The 20481-nt window shown below is 51.4% G+C and carries 20 protein-coding genes; 4 read left to right on the top strand and 16 right to left on the bottom strand.

What is annotated here, in order from left to right:
- Nucleotides 1-56: 56 nt before the first annotated feature.
- The 9 genes from atpE to Q8K39_RS13315 all read right to left on the bottom strand — a co-directional run bounded on the left by atpE (nt 57) and on the right by Q8K39_RS13315 (nt 7762).
- Complete coding sequence (gene atpE, locus Q8K39_RS13355) at nt 57-296, bottom strand: F0F1 ATP synthase subunit C (RefSeq protein ID WP_162019491.1); 240 nt, start codon at nt 294-296, stop codon at nt 57-59.
- Nucleotides 297-385: 89 nt separating this feature from the next.
- The gene (gene atpB / locus Q8K39_RS13350) at nt 386-1207 is read right to left on the bottom strand and encodes a F0F1 ATP synthase subunit A (RefSeq protein WP_162061387.1); all 822 of its coding nucleotides are present in this window, start codon (nt 1205-1207) and stop codon (nt 386-388) included.
- A complete protein-coding gene (locus Q8K39_RS13345; protein ID WP_305260864.1) occupies nt 1204-1548 on the bottom strand; it encodes an ATP synthase subunit I in 345 nt (114 codons plus the stop codon). The genes atpB and Q8K39_RS13345 overlap by 4 nt, the downstream gene beginning before the upstream one ends.
- Nucleotides 1549-1831: 283 nt before the next feature.
- Entirely contained in the window at nt 1832-2389 is a 558-nt protein-coding gene (locus Q8K39_RS13340) for an alpha/beta hydrolase (RefSeq protein ID WP_162061389.1), read from the bottom strand.
- Between the two features lie 13 nt (nt 2390-2402).
- A complete protein-coding gene (locus Q8K39_RS13335; protein WP_305260860.1) occupies nt 2403-3296 on the bottom strand; it encodes a ParB/RepB/Spo0J family partition protein in 894 nt (297 codons plus the stop codon).
- 2 nt (nt 3297-3298) lie between these two features.
- Complete coding sequence (locus Q8K39_RS13330) at nt 3299-4075, bottom strand: ParA family protein (protein ID WP_186954433.1); 777 nt, start codon at nt 4073-4075, stop codon at nt 3299-3301.
- A 16-nt stretch (nt 4076-4091) separates the two neighbouring features.
- Complete coding sequence (gene rsmG / locus Q8K39_RS13325; RefSeq protein ID WP_305260858.1) at nt 4092-4742, bottom strand: 16S rRNA (guanine(527)-N(7))-methyltransferase RsmG; 651 nt, start codon at nt 4740-4742, stop codon at nt 4092-4094.
- Between the two features lie 130 nt (nt 4743-4872).
- Complete coding sequence (gene mnmG, locus Q8K39_RS13320) at nt 4873-6816, bottom strand: tRNA uridine-5-carboxymethylaminomethyl(34) synthesis enzyme MnmG (protein WP_305260856.1); 1944 nt, start codon at nt 6814-6816, stop codon at nt 4873-4875.
- 187 nt (nt 6817-7003) lie between these two features.
- Nucleotides 7004-7762 (bottom strand): TSUP family transporter, encoded by a 759-nt coding sequence (locus tag Q8K39_RS13315; RefSeq protein WP_305260855.1) that lies wholly within the window; start codon nt 7760-7762, stop codon nt 7004-7006.
- A gap of 198 nt (nt 7763-7960) precedes the next feature.
- Between Q8K39_RS13315 and Q8K39_RS13310 the strand changes: the two genes are divergently transcribed.
- From Q8K39_RS13310 to Q8K39_RS13295, 4 genes are all read left to right on the top strand, one after another.
- A complete protein-coding gene (locus tag Q8K39_RS13310) occupies nt 7961-9118 on the top strand; it encodes an iron-containing alcohol dehydrogenase (RefSeq protein WP_305260853.1) in 1158 nt (385 codons plus the stop codon).
- 119 nt (nt 9119-9237) lie between these two features.
- Nucleotides 9238-10017, top strand: coding sequence for a response regulator transcription factor (locus Q8K39_RS13305; RefSeq protein WP_305260851.1), 780 nt, complete (start codon nt 9238-9240; stop codon nt 10015-10017).
- Nucleotides 10018-10139: 122 nt separating this feature from the next.
- The gene (locus tag Q8K39_RS13300; RefSeq protein ID WP_305260849.1) at nt 10140-10841 is read left to right on the top strand and encodes an alpha/beta fold hydrolase; all 702 of its coding nucleotides are present in this window, start codon (nt 10140-10142) and stop codon (nt 10839-10841) included.
- Nucleotides 10842-10963: 122 nt separating this feature from the next.
- The gene (locus Q8K39_RS13295) at nt 10964-11959 is read left to right on the top strand and encodes a HEAT repeat domain-containing protein (RefSeq protein ID WP_305260847.1); all 996 of its coding nucleotides are present in this window, start codon (nt 10964-10966) and stop codon (nt 11957-11959) included.
- A gap of 71 nt (nt 11960-12030) precedes the next feature.
- On the opposite strand, the gene Q8K39_RS13290 is transcribed toward Q8K39_RS13295, so the two are convergent.
- From Q8K39_RS13290 to Q8K39_RS13260, 7 genes are all read right to left on the bottom strand, one after another.
- Nucleotides 12031-13011 (bottom strand): branched-chain amino acid ABC transporter permease, encoded by a 981-nt coding sequence (locus Q8K39_RS13290; RefSeq protein ID WP_305260845.1) that lies wholly within the window; start codon nt 13009-13011, stop codon nt 12031-12033.
- Between the two features lie 11 nt (nt 13012-13022).
- On the bottom strand, nt 13023-13907 hold the full coding sequence (locus Q8K39_RS13285) for a branched-chain amino acid ABC transporter permease (RefSeq protein ID WP_305260843.1): 885 nt from the start codon (nt 13905-13907) through the stop codon (nt 13023-13025).
- 303 nt (nt 13908-14210) lie between these two features.
- Nucleotides 14211-15431, bottom strand: a complete 1221-nt coding sequence (locus Q8K39_RS13280; protein ID WP_305260841.1) for an ABC transporter substrate-binding protein — start codon at nt 15429-15431, stop codon at nt 14211-14213.
- A gap of 76 nt (nt 15432-15507) precedes the next feature.
- On the bottom strand, nt 15508-16215 hold the full coding sequence (locus Q8K39_RS13275; protein ID WP_305260839.1) for an ABC transporter ATP-binding protein: 708 nt from the start codon (nt 16213-16215) through the stop codon (nt 15508-15510).
- Between the two features lie 8 nt (nt 16216-16223).
- Nucleotides 16224-16997 (bottom strand): ABC transporter ATP-binding protein, encoded by a 774-nt coding sequence (locus Q8K39_RS13270; RefSeq protein ID WP_186954422.1) that lies wholly within the window; start codon nt 16995-16997, stop codon nt 16224-16226.
- Between the two features lie 199 nt (nt 16998-17196).
- Entirely contained in the window at nt 17197-18816 is a 1620-nt protein-coding gene (locus tag Q8K39_RS13265) for a GMC family oxidoreductase (RefSeq protein ID WP_305260838.1), read from the bottom strand.
- Between the two features lie 21 nt (nt 18817-18837).
- Nucleotides 18838-19875 (bottom strand): nitronate monooxygenase family protein, encoded by a 1038-nt coding sequence (locus Q8K39_RS13260; RefSeq protein ID WP_305260836.1) that lies wholly within the window; start codon nt 19873-19875, stop codon nt 18838-18840.
- Between the last annotated feature and the right edge of the window lie 606 nt (nt 19876-20481).

The raw sequence follows: 20481 nt of genomic DNA, 5'->3' as shown, positions 1-20481 counted from the left end.
TATCTAAATGGATCAAGCCGGAAGCAAATGCTCCCGGCAGTAGAAGGAAGAACTGATTATTTAAATGGGTTAGCGAATGCAAACAGCATAGCGATACCAACACCGATCAGGAACGCAGCATCGATCAGACCAGCCAGCAAGAACATCTTAGTTTGCAATGTGTTCATCAATTCTGGTTGACGAGCAGATGCTTCCAGGTATTTACCACCCATGATAGCGATACCGATACAAGCACCGATAGCGCCCAAGCCGATGATCAAACCGCAAGCCAAAGCAACAAAAGATAAATCAGTCATGACATTTCCTTAAAAGTTAAAAATAATAAAAAGCTAAAACCAAAAAACCAAAAACCAAAACTGTTACTACTACAAAAACTTCGCAAAACTTAGTGAGACTCGTGCGCCTGGCCGATATATACCAGTGTCAGCATCATGAAAATGAAGGCTTGCAAGAATACGATCAAAATGTGGAAGATTGCCCAAATGGAACCTGCAACCAAATGACCAAACACGCCAAATACTGTTGCCATCGAACCCAGCAAAGCGATCAACAGGAACAACAATTCACCCGCAAACATGTTACCGAACAGTCGCATACCCAGGGATACAGTTTTTGCAGCAAATTCAATCAATTGCAAGATCAGATTGAACGGTGCCATCTTGATACCGAAAGGCGCAGAAACCAATTCATGCAGGAAGCCACCCAGACCTTTGATCTTGATACTGTAATACAGCATCAGTGCCAGCACGCCCAGAGATATGCCCAGGGTGCCATTCAAATCAGCAGTCGGCACTACGCGATGGTGGGTGAATATATGCTCAACACCCAACAATGCAAACAAACCGGAAAACAGATCCACTGGCAGGAAATCCAGTGAGTTCATCAGGGCAACCCAGACAAATACAGTCAAGGCCAACGGAGCGATAAAGCTACGGTCACCGTGGACAATGCCCTTGGATTGTTCTTCCACCATTTCTACCAGGATTTCTACAGCTGCCTGGAAGCGGCCTGGAACTCCAGAAGTGGCTTTACGTGCAGCCAGGAACAAAATCAGGCTGCCAAGTACACCTGCAAAAATGGACCAAAAAATGGTATCCATATTGAAGATGGAAAAATCAACGATCTTGTCTTGATGTTTGGTCGAAAAATGTCCAAGGTGATGAACAATATATTCTGACGCGGTTGGGGCGTGCTCGGTTGCGCTCATGGTCGTTGTCTAAATAGTAAAATAAAATAACTTTTCAGCACTACGATGAAGGCGATCAGAAAAGCCGGCCAGTTGACATCGCGGTACCAGAAGACAACTGCAGCCATCAGCGCAATTGTCAATGCAATCTTGATAAATTCACCGATGAAAAAACTCACCGGGTTGGCTCCTCCAGGCTTCCGGGCGCTGATACTCAAGCGCAACGCAAAAAAAGCATTTGGAATCGCACAACACAATCCACCTACCAGGGCAGAAAGTGCGAGGGGAAAACCACCTATGATACCGGCCAGCACGGTCACGACCACGGCTGCCAGCATTTGCAGCAGTACGATACGTGCCATGCTTCCCTCACTATTTAGGACTTACGCAAAATTGCCTCTGGGACATTGCGGCTTGTAATGTATAGCAGCGCTATACGTTGCCGGATAATTTTGCGTAAAGCCTATTTTTACGGTCAGGCATTGAATTTGTTTGTCTTGCCACGATATAACCGGGCAGCGCAAATCCTCGCCTATCAAAACCACGGAATTATACGTGGTTGTGCGTAATAACGTCAAACGTTTGATGTATATCGTCAAACGTTTGGTGCATAGCACCAAAATGCAACATTTTGGTGCTTTTTTATTATTGTACTGGCTTTGCCGTTTTTGTGATTAATGTGTTGAGCCAGTCCTGGCCTTGCTTCCAGCTACCCAGTCCGGAATCGCCATTGATATGGCCTTTCGCACCGATCAGGTGCAGCACCGCCCCCCAGCTTTTTGCCCAGGCTTGTGCAATTGACAGGTCGCACCAGGGGTCGTCGCTGGATGCTACCACGACAACCGGAAACGGAAACCGGATCTGCGGCATGGGATTAAATGTGGGTGCGGGGAAATTTTCCCTGCCCACATTTGGTGGAGCCACCAGGAATGCCGCCCTGACTTTGCTTTTATCCACAACGCCGGGCATATCTGACGCCAGCCACCAGGCCGTCAGCGCACAACCCATGCTATGCGCAACCAGCACCACTTCGTCAGGCACTGCATTGACAGCAGCTGATAAAGTGGCGACCCACACATCCTTGACTGGATTATCCCAGTCTTGTTGCTCTACTCTTTTTACATTCGGTAATTCGGCTTCCCAGCGTGTTTGCCAGTGGCCGGGACCAGAGCTATAAAGGCCGGGTAAAGTCAGTATCTGCATGGATCAAGTCTTTTTACTGTCCGCGAATTTTCAGGATGATGCCGTCCAGGCTATCCAGATCGGCAAAGTCTATCAGCATTTGTCCCCTGCCCTTGCTGCCCAGTTTCAGGGCAACCTGGGTTGCCAGCAAGTCGGATAATTCTTCTTCAAGACGGGTGATGTCGCGGGATTTTTCTGCCTTGTCACGCGGCTTGCCATTGGCACTCATCTCAGCCGTGGTCTTGGCTACCAGTTTTTCCGCTTCACGGACAGACATGCGTTTGGCAACGATCTGGTTAGCCAGTTGTATCTGTGTGGCAGCATCTGTGACCAGTAGGGAACGGGCATGACCCATGTCGATGTCACCAGCCATCAGCATCGTTTGCACGGGTTTGGCCAAGTTCAGCAGACGCAACAGGTTCGATACAGCGCTGCGGGAGCGCCCTACTGCATTGGCTGCCTGCTCGTGGGTGAAAGCAAAGTCGGTGATCAACCTGTGTATACCCTGGGCTTCTTCCAGGGGATTCAAGTCTTCACGCTGCATGTTCTCGATGAGGGCCATGGCGGCGGCGGCCTGGTCATCCACATCCTTGACCAGTACCGGTACTTCATCCATGCCTGCCATTTGCGAAGCGCGGAAGCGGCGTTCACCGGCAATGATTTCGTAACGGGTCACGCCATTGTTTTGTCCTATAGGGCGAACCAGGATAGGTTGCATCAAACCCTGAGCCTTGATGGAGGCAGCCAGCTCGGCCAGTGCGCCTTCGTCCATGCGGGTACGGGGTTGGTACTTGCCAGCCTGCATTTGTGCCACGTTGAGGCTGGTAGGGGCACCAGTGACTGTAGGCACGGCTTCGGCAAAGTCGGCGGCACCGCCGAGCAAGGCGTCCAGGCCACGGCCCAGACCTTTTTGTTTTTTGATCGACATACTTATTTTTCCAGTTGTTTAATTCTTTCCACCATCTCTGCACCAAAGGCAATATAGGCTTGCGCCCCTTTGGATGCAGGATCAAACACCACGCCGGGGATGCCGTAAGATGGTGCTTCTGCCAGACGCACATTGCGCGGGATCAGGGTCTTGAAGACCTTGTCGCCGAAATGCTGTTCCAGCTGGTCGGAGACTTGTTGCGACAGTGTCATCCGTGGGTCAAACATCACACGCAGCAGGCCGACTATCTTCAAGTCTGGGTTGAGATTGGCAGAGACTTTCTTGATGGTATTGGCCAGATCGGACAAACCCTCAAGCGCATAGTATTCACACTGCATGGGGATAATCACTCCATGAGCGGCGCATAGGCCATTCAGGGTCAGCAGCGACAAGGCTGGCGGACAATCGATGAGGATGAAGTCATAGTCAGCATCGACCTTGGCCAGGGCTTCACGCAGGCGCTTGTCGCGGTTATCCAGCGAGACCATTTCTACTTCAGCACCTGCCAGCTCTCGGTTAGCGGGGAGAACATCAAAGCGGCCAGATTCAGAACGCAGTTTGGCCGTTGTCACATCCGACATACCCAGCAAGACTTCATAGATGGAAGCAGTCAGCTTGGCCTTGTTGATACCTGCGCCCATGGTGGCATTACCCTGGGGATCGAGATCAACCAGTAAGACGCGTTGATCGAGTTTCGCCAGGCCTGCGGCGAGATTGACGGTAGTGGTGGTTTTACCCACGCCACCTTTTTGGTTTGCTACACAAAAGATTTTTGCCATAGAGGTTTCCGTGAGATCAGGCCTGGGTTTTCTTGATAAAGACGAGGTGACGTTCTGCCTGCAAACCAGGCACCGTCAAAGCTTGCAACTTATCCACATGCCAGCCAGCAGGAAGGCTGTCTATTTCCTGCTTAGGTTGTACGCCCTTCATTGCAATGAACTGGCCGCCATCTGCCAGCAGATGACCAGACCAATTGACAAAATTAGCCAGCTCAGAAAATGCGCGTGAAGTGATGACGTCAAATGGCTCTTTGACCTGCAAGGCTTCTACCCTGCCGGTATGGACAGTAACATTCCTCAAACCCAGCTCAGTCTTTGCCTGGGTCAGAAAGGCGGTCTTTTTACTGACCGTATCTATCATGGACACTTTTGCCTGTGGATAAGTGATGGCCAGCATCATACCGGGCAAACCGCCACCTGCTCCCACATCCAGTATATTTTTTGCATCCTTGAATGCCGGCGCTGCAGAAAGCGAATCCAGCAAATGTTGTTTGACCATTTCTTTGGGGTCACGGATAGCCGTTAGGTTGTAAACAGAGTTCCATTTTGACAACAATGTCAAATATGCAATCATATTATCAATTTGATCATTATTTAGATCCAGCGATAACTCCTCAACACCGCTCTGTAACATCGATCGTAACTGTGCTTGTTCCACGTGAATCATACGGCCTGGTCCTCGATTAATTTCTTGTTTTTCATTTCAATTTTTGTTTTCGTTTTTTTTTCATCGCCTGAATACGTGCAGATGCCAAAGCACTTGCAAGACACGGGCGTAGTTTGATGTTCCACGTGAATCACTCAGCCTGGCCCTCGACGACAACATCTGCATTTGCCATGAACTCTTTAAAACCGCGCTTCTTCAAATGGACTAATAGCAAGGAAATTGCCGCAGGCGTCACGCCGGAAATACGACCACATTGACCCAGGCTCTCAGGCTGGTGCTTATTCAGCTTTTGCCGGACTTCGATGGAAAGCCCGTTCACTTCCATGTAATCAAAATTGGCCGGCATTTTGAGGTTTTCAAAATGCGCATGGCGCTCAACCTCTTTGGCCTGCCTGTCTATGTAACCGGCATATTTGACCTGTATCTCAACCTGCTCGCGCACATGTGGATCGAGCACACCTGGCCCGGCCAGCTCCTGCCCTTCCACACCTTGCAAACTCATCAGACTGTCATAAGTCACTTGCGGGCGACGCAGTAAATCAGCCAGGGAATACTCACGCTCCAAAGCCTTGCCAACAACGCGCTCGGCTTCGACGTCGGCCAGGATGCGCGGATTGACCCAGGTAGAGCGCAGTCTTTCCATTTCACGCGAAACACTTTCACGCTTTTCTTCAAACTGCTGCCATTGGGCATCGCTGACACAACCCAGTTGGCGGCCTATCTCAGTCAGGCGCATATCGGCATTATCTTCACGCAAACTCAGGCGGAATTCAGCACGGCTGGTAAACATGCGGTAGGGTTCTTGCACACCCTTGGTAATCAGATCATCTACCAGCACACCCAGATAAGCTTCATCACGACGTGGCACCCAGGCTTCTTTACCCTGAGTTTTCAGGGCAGCATTCAGGCCAGCCAACATGCCCTGGGCTGCTGCTTCTTCGTAACCGGTCGTGCCATTGATCTGCCCGGCAAAGAACAGACCTTCAATCTGGCGGGTTTCCAGCGATGATTTCAAACCACGCGGATCAAAATAATCATATTCAATCGCATAGCCAGGGCGCAGGATGTAAGCGCTTTCCATACCGCGCATGGAACGTACGAGATCCAGCTGCACATCAAAAGGCAGGCTGGTAGAGATACCATTAGGGTAAAACTCATTGGTCGTCAGGCCTTCAGGCTCCAGGAAAATCTGGTGCGATTCCTTGCTGGCGAAGCGATGTATTTTGTCTTCTATCGATGGACAATAGCGTGGACCTACCCCTTCAATAACACCCGTGTACATGGGGCTGCGATCCAGACCAGCACGGATAATGTCATGGGTTTTTTCATTAGTGTGCGTGATCCAGCATGGCAACTGCCTTGGATGCATGCTGGCATTACCCATGTACGAGAACACCGGCACAGGATCAAGATCACCTGGCTGCTCTTGCATGAGCGAAAAATCGATGCTGCGACCGTCTATGCGTGGCGGCGTACCAGTCTTCAAACGGCCTTGTGGTAGCGCCAGCTCTTTCAAACGAGCAGACAAAGAGATCGCTGGTGGGTCACCGGCTCGGCCTGCGGAGTAGTTATTCAAGCCCACGTGTATCTTCCCATCAAGGAAAGTACCTGCTGTCAGCACGACTGCACGGGCGCGGAAACGGATGCCAACCTGGGTCACGGCACCGACAACGCGACTTCCTTCGACCAGCAAATCATCAACAGCCTGCTGGAACAACCACAAATTTGGCTGATTTTCCAGGCGACTACGTATCGCTTGCTTGTACAAAATCCGGTCAGCCTGGGCACGAGTGGCGCGCACCGCCGGGCCTTTGGATGAATTCAGGATACGGAATTGTATGCCTGCCTCATCAGTGGCTATCGCCATGGCACCCCCCATGGCATCGACCTCTTTAACCAGATGCCCCTTACCTATCCCACCTATGGATGGGTTGCAGGACATCTGACCCAGGGTCTCGATATTATGGGTCAACAACAGTGTGGACTGCCCCATACGGGCAGCAGCGAGTGCAGCTTCAGTACCGGCGTGACCGCCGCCGACGACGATGACATCGAATTCTTTAGGATAAAACATGGTGGATTTCTGAGAATCTAGGAGATGAGGCTCGATTATAGTTTGTTTTGCAGTGCAAACTTTGACGAGCTAAAGATTCTCTTTTTATTTAGATCTATGTTTCACGTGAAACATGAGTATCAAGACATAAAAAAAGGGGCCGAAGCCCCGTTTTTTTTACCTTCCGACTGTTTCACGTGAAACACAGCTATTTGAGAAAACCATCGTAAGTTGTCTTGCATATCAGCGCCACCACCACGCCAAGAAACATCTTGCGAACGAATGAAGTGCCGTGTTTTATTGCCAAATGACTACCTAAAATTGAGCCACCAACACCACATACTGCCATCGTCAAACCCAGCATCCAGAGTACGTGACCACTATAACCAAACCAGATGAGCGCTGCGGTATTGCATGCGACATTTAATACTTTGGCAGCCGCAGAGGCTCGGAGGAAGTCATAGCCGAAGATACGAACGAACAAAAACATGAAGAAACTGCCCGTACCTGGCCCAAAGAAGCCATCGTAAAACCCTATGCCTGCTCCCACCAGCATAGCCATATAAGTCTCCTTGCTACCCACAAACACAGGCTTATTGTCAGCCCCGAACTCTTTTTTCTTGAAGGTATAGACAGCTACGGCCAACAAAATAAAAGGTAATGCCTTACGCAAATAGGTAGGCGGGATGTGCGTTACCAGAAAAGCTCCGGCGAAAGAAAACGCAAAAGCCATCATGGCGGCTGGTACCACCATGCTCCAGCGCAAACTCACTGTCTTCATATAGCGAGCAGCCGCCACTGTCGTACCCCAGATGCCAGCCATCTTGTTGGTACCCAAGAGCGTTGCAGGAGCCGTTCCCGGCAAGAAAGAAAACAAGGCTGGCACCTGAACCAGCCCACCGCCGCCAACGATGGAATCAACAAATCCGGCAAAGAAAGCCGCAAAACCAAGCAAAACTATATCCATAGGTAACCAGAAATCATCGTAAATTAAAGATACAAACAAAGGACACAAGTGAGGAACAAGCAAGATGCAAGCAACTGCTTCCCGTATATAGTACGATGAAGACCAGGTATTAAATCAGAACAGAAACGCACTAACAGATTGGAATCACATCTTGCTTCACTACTTTTAAACATCTAGCCACAATCGGAAAATGTAAATATGAACGACTTTGAATTCAGAACCGTCCCCAGCCTGATCAGCCAAACCGGTGCAGCAACGCGCCTGGGTAAAATCATACGCCAGGAATTTCCAGCGATTAGCCATGTACTGCTGGTGACCGATGCCGGTTTCCTGCGTACTGGCCTGGTACAGCCAGTGATAGACAGCCTGGAAACGGAACAACTCAAAGTCAGTATTTTCTCCGACGTGATTGCCGACCCACCAGAAGCTATCGTTTTGCAGGCAGTCGAGAATGCCCGTAGCCTGCAAGTGGAACTGGTCGTCGGTCTGGGTGGCGGCAGCTCCATGGACGTGGCCAAACTCATCGCCATCCTGGCTGGCAGCGATCAAAGCCTGTCCACCATGTATGGCATAGGTAATGTCAAAGGCAAGCGCCTGCCGTTGATACAAATCCCGACCACGGCTGGTACTGGTTCTGAAGTTACCCCTATCTCTATAGTCACCACCGGTGCCACCACCAAGATGGGCGTGGTCGCGCCACAGCTATATGCCGACATCGCCATCCTTGATGCACACCTGACAACAGGCTTGCCACCCAAGGTCACCGCCGCCACCGGCATCGATGCCATGGTGCATGCGATAGAAGCCTATACGACAAAACATAAAAAGAACCCGCTGTCCGACATGCTGGCGGTACAGGCTTTAAAATTACTCTGGAACAATATTGACGAAGCCTGTACCAATGGCAACAACCTGGCGGCAAGGCAGTCCATGCTGCTCGGTGCCATGCTGGCCGGGCAGTCTTTTGCCAATGCGCCCTGCGCGGCAGTGCATGCGCTGGCCTACCCGGTAGGTGGCATCTTCCATGTGCCACATGGTTTGTCGAATTCCCTGGTCTTGCCCCATGTACTGCGCTTCAATGCCAGCCATGCAGCTGAACTGTACGCTGAGCTGGCCGCCATCATCGCACCAGCAGCCACAGGAACGGCAGAGCAGCGTTGCCACGCCATGATCAAGGCCATGGAAGACCTGGCAACCCGAGTAGGCATAGAAACCCGCCTGAGCCAGGTTGGTGTCACTGCGCAAGATCTCGATCAACTCGCCAGCGACGCCATGCTGCAAACGCGCCTGCTTGGAAATAATCCACGTGAAGTGACGAAGGAAGATGCCAGGGCGATCTACGCAGCAGCCTTGTAAGTATGAAGGTGGCGCATGGGTAAGCATCCATGCGCCATCCACCCTATATCAGCGCCAGCATCCGTAGCATCTCCCACCCATCACGCAAATTTAAAGTAGCCTGAAGGACGAATCCAGACATGGTGAACTTTGCAGAGCAACTCTCCAGGACATCCATACTGCCCATCATCATGGCTTGTGCAGAAACCCGCAATGCAGATGACTTCAGTCTGATCGCACAAGGCATATTGCGCGAAGTCTTGCCGCATGAAATGATGGTCTGCGGCGTAGGTGGGGTCAGCCCGCGGGGCAACTATGTACATAAATTATTGCAGTTCAATTGCCCGGCAGAGAGCTACCACTATTATCAATCCCTGCTCGACAGCAAAGGCCGGGCAAATAGTCCCTTGATGCAAAAATGGCGGGAAACACAGGAACCGGTTTTCTTCCAGACGGGGCGTGATGATCATGCAGTCCCCGCAGAATGGCTGGCCTCATTCAAGAAGCAGAAAATGCATAACACCGTTGCCCATGGCATGCTGGACCTGAGCGGGCATTTTTCCAGCTATTTCATCTTCACAAATCTGCCTTTTGAAGTCAGTCATCAGCACGCTTATCTGCTGGCCTTGTTGACACCTCATCTGCACCTGGCACTTGCACACGCCCTAACTAAGGTAGAAGAATTTCCCGTCAGACCCGGTATCAATAATAAAACCCTCAGTGAGCGGCAAAGAGAAATCCTGCACTGGATGCACGAAGGCAAAACCAACTGGGAAATAGCCACCATCCTTGAACTCACCGAAGTCAACGTCAAATATCACATCGACCAGATCTTCGCCAAACTGGATGTACGCAGCCGCGTACACGCTGTCGCCAAAGCCTATGAGCTGGGCTTGCTGTTAGCCTCGCATAAAAACTGACGCCAGCACATCCTTGCCACTATCTGAATAGATAGTGGTGGTCATAGCGACATGCTCCTACCCTGTTTTTTCCTGCGCACCAAAGCGCGGGACTACATAAAAACACAACAGGAGACATCACCATGCAACACCACACACTCACCCGGGTGCTCATCACAATGGGCTTCGGTTTTATCGCCTGCGCCAGCAACGCAGCTTGCCTCGACAATGTGGTACTGGTACACGGCAACGCAGGTTCACCGTCAGACTGGAATGCCACCGTCACCACCCTGAAAAACCAGGGTTATGTCGATGCCCAGCTATATCGCCCCAACTGGGGATCGAAAACCAATCCTGCCGTCAATGACCACGGCGCCGCCAATACCAATCCGGTGAAAGCATCCTTGCAGGCTGCCAAGGCAGCATCTTGCACTGGCAGGATAGATGTCATCGGCCATTCCATGGGTGTGACCCTGGCGATGAAGGCCATCAATGAACTGGCGTATGCAACATCAGTCAATTCCTTCATCGGCATCGCCGGTGCCCAGCACGGCCTGGGATCATGCGGCGTCTACCCTTTCAATGTCGTGACGCCGACTTGCGGCAGCAATGGCCTGGCTATCGACAGCCCCCTGATCCTGTCAGTCAAGAACAAACGCTATGGCAGCAAAATGTATTCCATCAAAAGCTATATCGATGAAGTCGTATGTTTTGGCAGTTGCTTTGTCTATGGCTCGCATACCAGCAATATCGACGGGCAGAATGCGACCTATGATTTCTGGCTGGGGCATTTCGGTTTGAAGGACTACACCACCAATACCCAGGCCAGCCTGGCATTTCAATAAGCAACTCCGGCACAATAACCAAAATGGAAAAAGTCCCCATGTACAATAAAACGGTGTTGTCCATATCATCCATGCACAATGCTATTGCAAGGGCTTTTTCCAAATTAGGACAGCTTCAAACCATGAAAAAAATCCTGCTCTTGCTGAGCCTGCTTGCCCTGGCCAGCCTGATATCAATGAACTGGATGACGCTGCCTTCAGACACCGCCAGCCCAGCACCAGTAGTCGCCAAGCATGGGGGTAGTGACAAAGCACAGCTTGCGACCCAAGCAGCACATACTCTGGGTCAGTTCACCAGGCTATGGGGAAATACAAACAGCGCCTCAATGCCCGTAGAAAAAGCAGATCCATTTGACTTGCTGTGGGCACGCGCCCTGTCACCTGCCGACCAGCTTGAAGGAAAAGAAGATGCCCAGGATCAGTTACGAAAACTCGCGCAAGAAAATCCGCACTACCTGAAAAAACTGGTGGCGCTGTATGACAGTGAGACATACGCCGCCAGCAGGGAGCTCATCATCAACCTGCTCGCCAGCATACCCAGCGCAGAAACATTGGCTTTATCAAGACGGCTTGCCAGCAGCCTGGATGCCGGACAACGCAAAGCAGCTTTATCCATGCTGGGCAACCTGAATATCAATCTGCAGGAAGAGCGTGAACTCATACTGCTATCGCTGAATAATCAACAAGTACCGGCCGTCGCCCTGCAGGCATTGGCAGCACTGAAAGCACCTGCACCAGCAGGAATTGACGGGCCACCCAAGCCCGCTAACAATATGCTGGACAGCGCCGATACCAAAACAACTGCAGCCGTGATCAGGCAACTACAAAGCCTGACTGAAAATCCAGATGCCACAGTCAGAAGCCGCAGCATTTCACAGCTCGCGCAATGGGATAAAAACGACAGCAGCCTCAATTACTTTTCTACTGCCCTGAATGATCAAATACCAGAAGTACGCCAGGCAGCCATCTTTGCCATTGCGCAGTCGGGCACGAATGCTGAAACCGTGAAACAGCTGCTGACCAGCCTCGTCAACAATGCCAGCGAAACTACGATAATCAAAACAAGTGCACGACAAGTGTTGGAAAGGCTGGCAGATAACAAGCACGTCGCCAACTAAGTCTTCAAGAAAAGAAAAAGCCCCGGGAATTTTCTTCACGGGGCTTTTTTGCTACTGGCAATTCAAAGCATTCAACCGGCCTTGGCCTTGCCATTGCGTTCAACATAGGCCATCAATTCACCCACAATACCACGCCTGAAAGCCAGTACGCAGACGATGAAAATCAGGCCAGTAACGATGGTGACTGAGTCACCTATGGTGCGGAACCATTCTATCGTCGTGACGTTTGCCAGCATGTTACCAAGATCACCGAGTTTGTTTTCCAGTGCGATGATGATAATGGCACCCACTATCGGGCCCACCAGCGTGCCCAGACCACCCACCAGCGTCATCAATACTACCAGGCCAGACATGGACCAGTGTACGTCCGTCAGCGTCTCAAAACCGAGTACCAGGGTTTTGGTGGCACCTGCCAGGCCTGCCAGTGCTGCCGACAGCACGAAGGCCATGAGTTTGTAGCGGTCTACGTCATAACCCAGCGAAATGGCACGCGGTTCGTTTTCCTTGACGGCTTTCAAGACCTGGCCGAACGGTGAATGCACGGTACGCATGACGATGGCAAAGCCGGCAATGGCGATCACGAGTACAAAGTAATACAGCGTCAGGTCAGAACTCAGATCCACCATGCCCAGCAGCTTTCCACGTGGCACACCTTGCAGACCATCTTCACCACCAGTGAACTTGGCTTGCAGGAAAACGAAGTACAACATCTGCGCCAGCGCTAGCGTGATCATAGTGAAGTAAATACCCTGGCGGCGTATCGCCAGTGCGCCCATCAACAGGCCTATCAGGGCTGCAGCCCCTACTCCAAGCAAGATACCCAGCTCGGTCGGCAAGCCGGCATCGCGCAAGGCCCAGCCAGCGATATAACCAGCAGCACCAAAGAAGGCAGCGTGACCAAAGGACAGCAAGCCAGTGAAACCAATCAGCAAATTAAAAGCACAGGCAAACAGGGCGAAGCACAAGAGCTTCATCAGGAACACCGGATAGACTATAAACGGTGCCGCCAGTAACAGGGCAAAAGCAATGCCGTAACTGATTTTCTTATTCATGGTGGCTCCGTTCATTTTTCTTTACCGAACAAACCGGCAGGGCGGATCATCAGGACGATGGCCATGACGATGAACACGACAGTGGCCGACAACTCAGGATAAAACACCCGTGTCAGACCCTCGATAATGCCCAGGCCCAGACCTGTCAAAATCGAACCCAGGATAGAGCCCATGCCACCAATCACCACCACCGCAAATACCGTGATAATCAGGTTGGAACCCATCAGCGGCGACACCTGTATGACGGGTGCTGCCAGCACACCAGCAAAGGCCGCCAGTGCCACACCGAAGCCATAAGTCAGCGTCACCATCAGCGGTACATTGACACCAAAGGCTTCGACCAGTTTGGGGTTTTCAGTACCGGCACGCAAGTAGGCACCCAGCTTGGTTTTTTCGATGACGAACCAGGTCGCAAAGCACACCACCAGTGAAGCTAACACTACCCAGGCACGGTAATTAGGCAGGATCATGAAGCCAAGATTGGTCGCCCCCATCAGCGCTTCCGGTACCTGATATGGCTGACCAGACACACCGTACACCGAGCGAAACACACCTTCCAGCATCAGGGTGATACCAAAGGTCAGCAGCAAGCCATACAGATGATCAAGCTTGTACAACCAGCGCAGCATGGTCTTTTCTATGATGATGCCAAACAGCCCCACCAGCAAAGGCGCAGCAATCAGCATGACCCAGTAATTGATACCAAAATAATTCATGCCCATCCATGCAAGGAAGGCCCCCATCATATACAGGGCGCCATGAGCAAAATTAATTACATTGAGCAAGCCAAAAATCACAGCCAGCCCCAGAGACAGCATCGCGTAAAACGAGCCGTTGACCAAGCCCAGCAAAAGCTGACTCAGCATCGCTTGCAGCGGAATACCAAATATTTCCATGGCACGCTAAATAAAAAATGGATGGAAAGGTGAAGACCTCTCAACACAGAGACACAGAGTCACAGAGAAAATCAGGAGAAAACCAAACTCTCATTGATCAACTTCTCATCAAACCCTCTGTGTCTCCCGATAAGACAGTTTCTACTTTTTACAAAGTCGAAGCATCGTTTTTAAACGATGCTTCACGTAAATCAACGGCAAACTTGAAATTCAATTACCGGGATGCAGAGCAAGGCGCAAAACACAGCAATACTTTAGTATCGCGAGGCTTTGCAACGCCGCTATGCGCCCGGAAATTGGATTTTATTTCCAGAGGGAGCACTTGGATTCGGATTTGGTGGTAAATGCCTGCTCACCCGGAATAGTCTGCGCCACTTTGTAATAATCCCAAGGCTCTTTAGATTCGGCGCTGGTCTTCACCTGCATGAGGTACATGTCATGGATCATGCTGCCGTCGCCACGGATATAACCGTTTTTGGCGTACATGTCATTAACCTTGGCAGCCTTCAGTTTTTCCATGACCTTGGCCGTATCATCCGTACCTGCGGCCTTGACGGCATTCAGGTAAGTCAGGGTCGCAGAGTAATCAGCGGCTTGCAGGCTGGAAGGCATTTTCTTCATCTTTTCGAAATAGCGGCGTGACCATTTGCGCGCTTCTTCATTCTGGTTCCAGTACCAACTGTCGGTCAGGTACATGCCGTTAGTGGCATTCAGACCCAGGGAATGGATGTCATTGATAAACATCAGCAGGCCTGCCAGTTTCATGGTCTTGGTGACGCCAAATTCGTTGGCCGCTTTAATCGCATTGATGGTGTCGCCGCCAGCATTTGCCAGACCCAGGATTTGTGCCTTGGAAGCTTGTGCCTGCAACAGGAAAGAAGAAAAGTCAGATGCTGACAAAGGATGTTTGACTGAACCTGCGACTGTGCCGCCATTGGCTTTGACCACATTGGCGGTATCACCTTCCAGCGAGGCACCAAAGGCATAATCAGCCGTCAGGAAATACCAGCTTTTGCCACCTTGTTTGACAACGGCAGAACCCGTGCCTTTTGCCAGGGCCACGGTGTCGTAAGCATAGTGAATTGTGTTTGCTGTGCATTCTTCATTGGTCAGGCGGGCAGTACCAGCACCGATAGAGATGAAGATGCGTTTCTTTTCAGCAGACACTTTGGACATGGACAAGGCTGTACCTGAATTGGTACCACCGATCAGCATATCGACGCCATCGCGGTCAAACCATTCACGTGCGCGGCTGGCTGCGATATCGGCCTTGTTTTGATGATCGGCTGTGACCAGTTCAATTTTCTTGCCCAGAACCGTGCCGCCAAAATCGGCAATCGCCATCTTGATGGCTTCTGCGCCACCCTGGCCATCGATATCAGAATACAGGCCAGAAATATCGGTGATGAAACCGATCTTGACCGTATCACCAGATACTTGCGCATTTGCATTCAGCGCAAAACCAGCCAGTGCAGCGGAAACAGCGAGACTTGCTACTTTTAATTTCGTGAATGTTGCTTTCATGCGTCTTCTCCAATCATATTTTTATTTAAACCTGCTTCACCAAGACAGCGAGGCAGTTACCTTACAGATGTACATCCTAAACACCCAACAACTCATTCAAGACCGGCATTTTTTCTTGCAATTGTGCAGACGCAAAGCTCTCAACAATCTGCCCATGCTCCATGACATAAAACCTGTCCGCCAGCGGAGCAGCAAAGCGGAAATTCTGTTCCACCATGACGATGGTATAACCCTTGGATTTCAGCATCGTGATCATGCGTGCCAAAGCCTGGACGATGACCGGTGCCAGGCCTTCGGAAATTTCATCAAGCAACAAGAGGCGGGCGCCGGTGCGCAAGATACGCGCTACAGCGAGCATCTGTTGTTCACCGCCAGACAGACGCGTTCCCTGGCTGTTCTTGCGCTCAGCCAGATTCGGGAACATCTCGTAAATCTCGGCCACCGACATGCCCTGGTTGTCCTTGGAGACTGAGGGCGGCAGCATCAGGTTTTCTTCTGTGGACAAGGATGAAAATATCCCCCGCTCTTCCGGGCAATAACCTACGCCCAGATGAGCCACTTTATAGGTCGGCAGGTGGATGGCTTCCTGTCCATTGATTTTGATTGACCCTTTGCGTGCACCTGTCAGGCCCATGATGGCGCGCATGGTGGTAGTACGCCCGGCACCATTGCGGCCCAGTATGGTCACCACTTCACCCTGGTTCACTTTCAGATTCACATCATGCAGGATGTGCGATTCACCATACCAGGCTTGCAGGCCGGTAATTTCCAATGCGGGACTCATATTGTTACTCATGCATGCGCCCCTTCCAGCTCACCACTGGTACTGCCCATATACGCTTCCATGACTTTGGGATTGGTGGACACTTCCTGATAAGTGCCCTCGGCCAGCATGGCACCGCGTTGCAAGACCGAAATCTTGTCGCAAATGCCTGACACCACACTCATATTGTGTTCCACCATGAGGATGGTACGGCCAGCCGATACCTTCTTGATCAACTCGGTCACGCGATGCACATCTTCATGACCCATGCCTTGCGTGGGCTCATCGAGCAGCATCATTTCAGGTTCCATGGCCAGTGTCGTAGCGATTTCCAGGGCGCGCTTGCGGCCATAGGGTAAATCAACCGTCACCGTGTCGGCAAATGAAGTCAGGTCAACTTCGGCCAGCAATTCCATGGCGCGGGCATTGAGCTGGTTAAGCGATTGCTCGCTTTTCCAGAAATGAAAGGATGTGCCCAGTTTTCTTTGCAAACCTATGCGCACATTTTCCATGACAGTCAGGTGCGGGAAAACCGCCGAGATCTGGAAAGAACGTATGATGCCCTGACGCGCAATCTGGGCTGGTTTGGCCGAGGTGATATCGCTGCCATTGAACAGAATTTGCCCCGAAGTCGGGACAAGAAATTTGGTCAGCAAATTGAAACAGGTGGTCTTGCCAGCACCGTTAGGGCCGATCAGGGCATGGATATGCCCACGTTGCACCTGCAAATTTACCTCGCTTACAGCTGTGAAGCCCTTGAACTCTTTGGTCAAGCGCTTAGTCTCCAGGATGACGTCGGTCATCTCTTCTCCTTATTGTCTGGCTTATGGTATCTAATCCCACTACGTCCAACGCGACAACACTTCCTTTATTTTTTGGAAGTTTTTTATATTAGCTTTTTATAGTACCCAGCAAATGGATTTCTAAACAATACGGTATAACTACTGTAAGTAATTCCACGCAGAAAAATTACTTCCTCTTTTTGATTCAATTTCCGTCCGCTCAGCTTGCCAATATACTCGTGGCTGCCTTCTCTGCAATCATCACAGTAGGTGAGTTGGTATTACCTGAGGTTATAGTCGGCATAATAGAAGCATCAGCCACACGCAGGCCTTTTATGCCTATTACACGCAAGTTGCTGTCGACTACTGCCGCAGGATCGTCCCCCCGTCCCATTTTGCAAGTGCCAACCGGGTGGAAAATCGTTGTACCGATATCCCCTGCTGCCCTGGTCAATTCTTCTTCAGTCTGGAATTCCACACCCGGCTTCATTTCTTCGGGTCTGTATTTCTGCAAAGCAGGTGCAGCAACTATCTTGCGCGTCAGCGTCAGCGAGACCGCTGCGATCTTGCGGTCTTCCGTGGTCGTCAGATAATTGGGCACGATTTTTGGTGCGGCAGCAGCATCATTGCTGGCAATCCGCACATGGCCGCGTGAAGTAGGGCGCAGGTTACAGACGCTGGCCGTGAACGCCGGGAAATCATGCAAAGGGTCGCCAAATTTTTCCAGCGACAAAGGCTGTACGTGGTATTGCAGGTTAGGTGTCGCCTGGCTGGCATCCGAGCGGGTAAATGCACCCAGTTGCGAAGGTGCCATCGACATCGGCCCGGTCTGGAACATCGCATATTCCAGTCCTATGCGCGCCTTGCCTATCAGACTATTGGCCATCTTGTTGAGCGTGCGTGCGCCGGTAATCTTGAAGGCAGAACGTATCTGCAAGTGGTCTTGCAAGTTACCACCTACACCAGGCAATTCATGCACAACATCAACTCCAGCCTGTTGCAAATGTGCTGCATCACCGATGCCGGACAATTGCAAAATCTGCGGTGAACCTATGGCTCCTGCGGCCAGCACAGTTTCTTTCATGGACTCGGCAAACCAGCTGCGGCCACCACCTATGAATTCCACACCCGTACATCGCTTGCCTTTCTCATCACTCTGGATGACCAGCTTTTGCACCTGGCAACCAGTCATGATGGTCAAGTTAGGCCTGCTTGCTGCCGGTTTTAAAAATGCCTTGGAGGCATTCCAGCGCACGCCACGTTTTTGATTGACATCGAAATAGCCGCAACCTTCATTATTGCCACGATTAAAGTCATCGCTTTTAGGGATGCCGACTTCGGCTGCGGCATTGCGGAAGGCATCCAGGATTTCCCATGACAGCCTTTGTTTTTCCACCCGCCATTCGCCGCCCTTGCCATGGAATTCTGCATCACCGCCGTGGTGGTCTTCGCTCTTCTTGAACAAGGGCAAGACATGTTCCCAGCGCCAACTATCATCACCTGTCAGCTCTGCCCATTGCTGGTAATCCCTTTCCTGGCCACGCATGTAAATCATGCCATTGATGGAGGAACTGCCTCCCAGCACCTTGCCACGCGGATAAATCAGGCTACGGCCATTCAGGCCAGCTTCTGCCTCAGTGCGGAACATCCAGTCTGTACGTGGATTATTGATGCAGTATAGATAGCCAACCGGGATGTGTATCCACACATAATCATCCTTGCCACCCGCTTCTATCAGCAAGACCCGGTTATCAGGATTTTTGCTGAGGCGGTTTGCCAGTACGCAACCTGCAGTACCGGCACCGACGACGATGTAATCAAACTGTCCTGCTGCTTCCATACTGTTTTCCCTTGTTCCTGATTAATTTTGCATTTCCGCGATCAGTGCAGCCATCAACTCCGCCACACTCAAATCCCTGGTGGCGGCCATACCCTGCCCGGCCCACATCGACATCAACTCGGTATTCGCTGCCTTGCCCGCCGCTGCACGTATGGAACCCGTCAGTGCATTTTGTATCGGATAGGCGGGCACTTTGTCAGCCACGGCAGCCAAGGTTTGCATGAAATGATTGTCGAGGCCACGCGCAATACGACCAGAAAAAGCACGGGTCTGGCGTGTGGTGTCACTGCTGCTTTCCAGCAGACGCTGTTTATAGGCAGGGTGGATGGCTGATTCCTTCGTCGTCAGGAATGCCGTGCCCATCTGCACCAATTGCGCGCCAGCCTGTAAAGCCTGTTTGATCTGCCTGCCATCCATAATGCCGCCAGCAGCGATAATGGGTACCTGCATATGCGGCTTGCAGGCTTCCAGCAAGGCAAACAGGCCGAGGGGCGAATCTTTTTGCGCACCAATGAAAGTCCCGCGGTGACCACCCGCCTCCACTCCTTGCAGGCAGACCGCATCTGCGCCCATGGCTTGCCAGACGATGGCTTCCTGCAGGTTGGTGGCGGTACCCACTACTTTTATTCCGGCATCATGCAGGCGCTGCAACTGGCTACCGTGCAAGACATCGAAAGTAAAACTTGCCACTGCAGGGCGTGCCGTGATCAGGGCATCGAGCTGTGCTTCAAAGTCTTCACACCAGCGGGTTGGGGTCGGTAAGGTGTCCCAGCCCAGCTCTTCGCAAACTGGTTGCAGCAACAACTTGGCGGCTTCCAGTGCGGCAAAATCGACTTGTGGCCGGGTTTGGACGAAGAGGTTGATGGCGAAGGGTTTGTCCGTCAGTCTTCTGATGTGTTCAGCTTGTTCTATGATGGCGAGTGGGGTCAGCAAGGGGGCTGCGAGAGAGCCCAGGCCGCCTGCATTTGACACTGCGGCCACCAGCTCTGGGGTGGTGGCACCACCGGCCATGGGGGCCTGGATGATGGGGTGGGGGCAGAGGGTTTGCAGGCTGGGCATTTTGGATGCTCCTTTAAATTTGATTTAGTAGCAAATGGGAATTCGGTTCTTTTATTCGCATTGATTAATGATTTGCTTTGAACGCTAACTCATTTATTCACTTCTGTCACTGTATTGCGATTGCAGGTCGGGGGTAGCCCGACAGCTACTCACTTTTCTTGTCTCGCCAAGAAAAGTAAGCCAAAGAAGGCGACCCAGGCGTAGTCGCCCCTGCGGGGTTCCCGTTTGTGCAGTACAAAAAATGGGAAATGCCCGAAACTCGCTGCGCTCAAACACGTGCATTTCTTAATCCATTTTCTGTACTGCACAAACGGCGTCTACACATGGGAACTACAAAAGTCAAAAACAGCAGCAACCCCAAAACCCCGGTTGATTGATCACTCTCAACGACATTATCGTAACGGTTGCATTGACGTTGTAGTTGCTGTTGTTTTTGACTTTCATCCGCTTGGGACGAAGCCGTTTGTGTGATGCAGAAAATGGAAAAAGAAGTGTCCGTTGTTTGAGCATAGCGAGTTTCGGACACTTCCCATTTTTTGCTTCGCACAAACGGGCACTCCCGCAGGGAGCGAGTCTGCGGTCGCCTTTCTTTGAATCCTTTCTTTG

It is taken from the genome of Undibacterium sp. (genome assembly GCF_030683615.1).
In the GTDB taxonomy this organism is placed as follows: Bacteria; Pseudomonadota; Gammaproteobacteria; order Burkholderiales; family Burkholderiaceae_D; genus Undibacterium; species Undibacterium umbellatum.
The sequence above is the reverse complement of the archived record's forward strand: the minus strand, read 5'-3'. Positions and strand labels throughout refer to the sequence as shown.

Bases quoted from the DNA above. Each gene is read 5' to 3' on its own strand.
- atpE (WP_162019491.1), bottom strand. From the start codon at position 296: ATGACTGATTTATCTTTTGTTGCTTTGGCTTGCGGTTTGATCATCGGC.
- atpB (WP_162061387.1), bottom strand. From the start codon at position 1,207: ATGAGCGCAACCGAGCACGCCCCAACCGCGTCAGAATATATTGTTCAT.
- Q8K39_RS13345 (WP_305260864.1), bottom strand. From the start codon at position 1,548: ATGGCACGTATCGTACTGCTGCAAATGCTGGCAGCCGTGGTCGTGACC.
- Q8K39_RS13340 (WP_162061389.1), bottom strand. From the start codon at position 2,389: ATGCAGATACTGACTTTACCCGGCCTTTATAGCTCTGGTCCCGGCCAC.
- Q8K39_RS13335 (WP_305260860.1), bottom strand. From the start codon at position 3,296: ATGTCGATCAAAAAACAAAAAGGTCTGGGCCGTGGCCTGGACGCCTTG.
- Q8K39_RS13330 (WP_186954433.1), bottom strand. From the start codon at position 4,075: ATGGCAAAAATCTTTTGTGTAGCAAACCAAAAAGGTGGCGTGGGTAAA.
- rsmG (WP_305260858.1), bottom strand. From the start codon at position 4,742: ATGATTCACGTGGAACAAGCACAGTTACGATCGATGTTACAGAGCGGT.
- mnmG (WP_305260856.1), bottom strand. From the start codon at position 6,816: ATGTTTTATCCTAAAGAATTCGATGTCATCGTCGTCGGCGGCGGTCAC.
- Q8K39_RS13315 (WP_305260855.1), bottom strand. From the start codon at position 7,762: ATGGATATAGTTTTGCTTGGTTTTGCGGCTTTCTTTGCCGGATTTGTT.
- Q8K39_RS13310 (WP_305260853.1), top strand. From the start codon at position 7,961: ATGAACGACTTTGAATTCAGAACCGTCCCCAGCCTGATCAGCCAAACC.
- Q8K39_RS13305 (WP_305260851.1), top strand. From the start codon at position 9,238: ATGGTGAACTTTGCAGAGCAACTCTCCAGGACATCCATACTGCCCATC.
- Q8K39_RS13300 (WP_305260849.1), top strand. From the start codon at position 10,140: ATGCAACACCACACACTCACCCGGGTGCTCATCACAATGGGCTTCGGT.
- Q8K39_RS13295 (WP_305260847.1), top strand. From the start codon at position 10,964: ATGAAAAAAATCCTGCTCTTGCTGAGCCTGCTTGCCCTGGCCAGCCTG.
- Q8K39_RS13290 (WP_305260845.1), bottom strand. From the start codon at position 13,011: ATGAATAAGAAAATCAGTTACGGCATTGCTTTTGCCCTGTTACTGGCG.
- Q8K39_RS13285 (WP_305260843.1), bottom strand. From the start codon at position 13,907: ATGGAAATATTTGGTATTCCGCTGCAAGCGATGCTGAGTCAGCTTTTG.
- Q8K39_RS13280 (WP_305260841.1), bottom strand. From the start codon at position 15,431: ATGAAAGCAACATTCACGAAATTAAAAGTAGCAAGTCTCGCTGTTTCC.
- Q8K39_RS13275 (WP_305260839.1), bottom strand. From the start codon at position 16,215: ATGAGTCCCGCATTGGAAATTACCGGCCTGCAAGCCTGGTATGGTGAA.
- Q8K39_RS13270 (WP_186954422.1), bottom strand. From the start codon at position 16,997: ATGACCGACGTCATCCTGGAGACTAAGCGCTTGACCAAAGAGTTCAAG.
- Q8K39_RS13265 (WP_305260838.1), bottom strand. From the start codon at position 18,816: ATGGAAGCAGCAGGACAGTTTGATTACATCGTCGTCGGTGCCGGTACT.
- Q8K39_RS13260 (WP_305260836.1), bottom strand. From the start codon at position 19,875: ATGCCCAGCCTGCAAACCCTCTGCCCCCACCCCATCATCCAGGCCCCC.